The 971-nt window shown below is 45.7% G+C and carries 1 protein-coding gene; it reads left to right on the top strand.

The window, feature by feature from the left end; translation table 11 throughout:
* Positions 1-971: elongation factor Tu (tuf, locus tag ACSFVZ_RS20460; protein WP_435559516.1), on the top strand; the 971-nt coding region annotated here is incomplete at its 3' end.

Below are 971 nucleotides of genomic sequence, written 5' to 3'. Positions count from 1 at the left end.
ATGGCAAAAGAAAAGTTTGAACGCGTAAAACCGCACGTAAACGTTGGTACAATCGGCCACGTTGACCACGGTAAAACAACTCTAACAGCAGCAATCACTAACGTACTTGCAAAAGTATACGGTGGTGTAGCTAAAGACTTCGCATCAATCGATAACGCTCCAGAAGAGCGTGAGCGTGGTATCACAATCTCAACTTCACACGTTGAGTACGATACTCCAACTCGTCACTACGCACACGTAGACTGTCCAGGACACGCCGATTATGTTAAAAACATGATCACTGGTGCTGCTCAAATGGACGGCGCAATCCTAGTAGTTGCTGCGACTGACGGTCCTATGCCACAAACTCGTGAGCACATCCTACTTTCTCGTCAGGTTGGTGTACCTTACATCATCGTATTCATGAACAAATGTGACATGGTTGACGACGAAGAGCTACTTGAGCTAGTTGAGATGGAAGTTCGTGAACTTCTTTCTGAGTACGACTTCCCAGGTGATGACTTACCACTAATCCAAGGTTCTGCGCTTAAAGCGTTAGAAGGCGAGAAAGAGTGGGAAGACAAGATTGTTGAACTAGCAGACGCGCTAGATTCATACATCCCAGAGCCAGAGCGTGACATCGATAAGCCATTCATCATGCCTATCGAAGACGTATTCTCAATCCAAGGTCGTGGTACTGTTGTAACTGGCCGTGTTGAAGCTGGTATCATCAACGTGAATGACGAAGTTGAAATCGTAGGTATCAAAGAAACTACGAAGACAACTTGTACAGGTGTTGAGATGTTCCGTAAGCTTCTAGACGAAGGTCGTGCGGGTGAGAACATCGGTGCACTACTACGTGGTACTAAGCGTGAAGACGTTGAGCGTGGTCAAGTACTTTGTAAGCCTGGTTCAATCAAGCCACACACTAAATTCACTTCAGAAGTATACGTACTTTCTAAAGATGAAGGTGGTCGTCACACTCCTTTCTT

The organism is Pseudoalteromonas nanhaiensis (assembly GCF_051235485.1).
In the GTDB taxonomy this organism is placed as follows: Bacteria; Pseudomonadota; Gammaproteobacteria; order Enterobacterales; family Alteromonadaceae; genus Pseudoalteromonas; species Pseudoalteromonas lipolytica_C.
The sequence above is the reverse complement of the archived record's forward strand: the minus strand, read 5'-3'. Positions and strand labels throughout refer to the sequence as shown.